The organism is Dietzia sp. B44, from assembly GCF_014145245.1.
Classification (GTDB): Bacteria; Actinomycetota; Actinomycetes; order Mycobacteriales; family Mycobacteriaceae; genus Dietzia; species Dietzia natronolimnaea.
In genome coordinates, this window is sequence record NZ_JAALEF010000314.1 from 1 (window position 1) to 3,360 (window position 3,360).

Annotated in this window: 2 protein-coding genes and 1 pseudogene; 2 read left to right on the forward strand and 1 reads right to left on the reverse strand. The window is 69.4% G+C overall.

Going from position 1 to position 3,360, the window contains the following annotated elements; translation table 11 throughout:
- Together G6017_RS10910 and G6017_RS10915 are read left to right on the forward strand one after the other, a co-directional pair.
- Positions 1 to 980 (forward strand): putative PEP-binding protein (locus G6017_RS10910; protein WP_347237990.1); only part of this gene is annotated, 980 nt, incomplete at its 5' end.
- Positions 981 to 1,136: 156 nt separating this feature from the next.
- Positions 1,137 to 2,972 (forward strand): acyl-CoA dehydrogenase, encoded by a 1,836-nt coding sequence (locus G6017_RS10915; protein WP_182617337.1) that lies wholly within the window; start codon positions 1,137 to 1,139, stop codon positions 2,970 to 2,972.
- 153 nt (positions 2,973 to 3,125) lie between these two features.
- On the opposite strand, the pseudogene G6017_RS10920 reads toward G6017_RS10915, so the two are convergent.
- Positions 3,126 to 3,360: pseudogene (locus G6017_RS10920) on the reverse strand (VanW family protein); the annotation flags it as partial.

The window sequence follows — 3,360 nt, forward strand, 5'->3', positions numbered from 1 at the left end:
CGGCCGCCGCCGAACACGCCCCCGCCGACGCAGGTCGGGCGCCCGAGGTGAGGACCCGCGAGGTCACCGCGACCGCGGTGTACGTCAACCTCGCGACCCCCGACGCCGCGGCCAGGGTCGCCGCGATGGACGTGGACGGGGTGGGCCTGCTGCGCGCGGAGTTCCTCATCACCAGCGCGCTGGACGGCGTCCACCCGCGCACGCTCATCGCCGAGGGGAGGCAGGAGGAGTACGTCGACCGGATGGTCTCGGGGATCAGCACGATCGCCGCGGCCTTCGAGCCCCGGCCGGTGGTCTACCGCGCCACCGACCTGCGTTCCAACGAGTTCCGCGGACTGCTCGGCGGGGAGGTCGAGGCCGAGGAGCGCAATCCGATGATCGGCTACCGCGGGTGCTTCCGCTACACGCAGGAACCGGACCTGTTCCGACTGGAGCTGGACGCGTTGGCCCGGGTTCGGCAGAAGCACGGCAACCTGCACCTGATGATCCCGTTCGTCCGCACCGGGTGGGAGCTCCGCGCCTGTCTGGACATCATCGACGCCCACCCCCTCGGGCGCGACCCGGGCCTCAAGCGGTGGATCATGGCCGAGGTCCCGTCGGTCGTCCACTGGATCCCCGAGTACGCCGCGATGGGCATCGACGGGGTCTCGATCGGGTCCAACGACCTCACCCAGTTGACGCTCGGGGTGGACCGCGACTCCGAGGTGTGCGCGGAGCTCTTCGACTCGATGGACCCGGCGGTCCTGGCGTTCATCGACCAGATCATCGACCGCTGCCACGAATCGGGACTCACGGTCTCGCTGTGCGGGCAGGCCGCCTCGACCGACCCGTCGATGGCCGAGCATCTCGTCCGCAGGGGCGTGACGTCGGTGTCGGTGACCCCGGACTACGCCGAGATCACCCGGCGGACCGTGGCGCGGGCCGAGAAATCGATCCTGCTCGATGCGGCCCGATCGGCCGCGCGCCGCCCACCAGGGTAATAAGAGTCTTTCCTCACCTTGGACGGATCGCTGACGACGCACTAACATCTGTCTTGTTACCGACGGGTAGGTTCCGGTGCGCCCATGGACACCAGTGCCGACCCGCGCGGCCACCTCCATTGCCACGACACCGCACTCCGATCGGAGAAGACCGTAATGGGTCACTACAAGAGCAACGTCCGCGATCTCGAGTTCAACATGTTCGAGGTCCTGCGCATGAACGAGGCACTCGACGCCGGCGAGTTCGGCGACATGGACACCGACACCGCCCGGGGCATCCTCTCCGAGGTCGCGACCCTCACCGAGGGCCCGGTCGCCGAGTCCTTCTCCTCGGCCGACCGCAACCCGCCGGTCTTCGACCCCGAGACCCACTCGGTCTCCCTGCCGGAGGACTTCAAGAAGTCGTTCCGCGCCTGGTACGACGCCGGCTACTGGTCGATGGGTCTGCCGGAGGACCTCGGCGGCATGCCCGCCCCCCGCGCGATGGTGTGGGCCACCGGCGAGATGATGCTCGGCGCCAACCCCCCCGCGTTCATGTACGGAGCCGGCCCCGCCTTCGCGGCCGTGCTGTACGAGAACGGCACCGAGGAGCAGAAGAAGTGGGCCGCCACCTGCGTCGAGCGCGGGTGGGGCGCGACCATGGTGCTCACCGAGCCCGACGCCGGATCCGACGTCGGGGCCGGCCGCACCAAGGCCGTCAAGCAGGACGACGGCAGCTGGCACATCGAGGGCGTCAAGCGGTTCATCACCTCGGCCGACTCGGACGACATGTTCGAGAACATCTTCCACCTGGTCCTGGCCCGCCCCGAGGGCGCGGGCCCGGGCACCAAGGGACTGTCGCTGTTCTTCGTCCCCAAGATCCACTTCGACTTCGAGACCGGCGAGCTGGGCGAGCGCAACGGCGTGTTCGTCACCGGCGTCGAGCACAAGATGGGCATCAAGGTCTCCACCACGTGCGAGCTGACCTTCGGCGGCCACGGGGTCCCGGCCAAGGGCTGGATCGTCGGTGACGGCGAGCTCAACCTGGGCATCCGGCAGATGTTCGACGTGATCGAGCACGCCCGGATGATGGTCGGCACCAAGGCCATCTCCACCCTGTCGACCGGTTACCTCAACGCCCTGGAGTTCGCCAAGGAGCGCGTCCAGGGTGGCGACATGGCCGAGATGGCGGACAAGAACGCCCCCCGCGTGACCATCACCCACCACCCGGACGTGCGCCGGGCGCTCATCCGCCAGAAGGCGTTCGCCGAGGGCCTGCGCGCGGTGTACATGTACACCGCCGCCCATCAGGACGTCGAGATCGCCCAGCGCGTCTCCGGTGCCGACGGCGAGCTCGCCCACCGCGTCAACGACCTGCTCCTGCCGATCGTCAAGGGCGTCGGGTCCGAGCGGGCGTACGAGCTGCTCACCGAGTCGCTGCAGACCTTCGGCGGATCGGGCTTCCTGCAGGACTACCCGATCGAGCAGTACATCCGCGACGCCAAGATCGACTCCCTCTACGAGGGCACCACCGCGATCCAGGCACAGGACTTCTTCTTCCGCAAGATCGCCCGCGACCGCGGCACCGCCATCGGTCACGTCTCGGCGCAGATCAAGAAGTTCCTCGAGGCCGACGGTCCGGCGGAGCTGACCGCCGAGCGCGAGGTCCTGGCCACCGCGCTCGCCGACGTCGAGGCGATGGTCGGCACCTGCTTCGACCACCTCCTCGCCTCGCAGGAGGATCCCAAGCACCTCTACACCATCGGTCTGGCCTCGGTCCGTCTGCTCATGGCGTTCGGCGACCTCATGATGGGCTGGCGACTGCTCGTCGGCGCAGAGGTCGCCCTCGGGGCACTGGACGGCGCGTCGGACGCCGACAAGGGCTTCTACAACGGCAAGATCGCCGCCGCCAAGTGGTTCGCGAACAACGAACTCCCGCTGATCACCGCCACCCGCGGGATCGTCGCCGGCCTCGGCAGCGAGCTCATGGAGCTGGACGAGGCCGCGTTCTGATCCACCGCTGACCACGCCCCGCGTTCCCCGGGGGTTGTGCATCGTGTTCGGTCCCGACACGCCGCACGACCCCCGGGGATCCGTGCATTTCGGGTGCATCACCGGATCCGCGGCGGTGCGGTGCGGCGGTGCTGTGCGGTGCGGCGGGACTGGTCAGTTGCCGGGCAGGACCGGTATCCGGAACTCCGGCAGACCCGGGATCCGTATCGCGTCGTCCGGCACCGGCGGCGGCGCGACCGGGCCGGGCGGCTCGTCCGCGGGTGCCGGACTCTCCACCCTGCACTCGATCCGGACCCGGGGCGCATAGGTGGACGACACGGTGTCGGTGCTGACCGTCTCCTCGCCCCGCTGGACCACGCGGGTGACCCGGGCCGTGTACCCGTCGGCA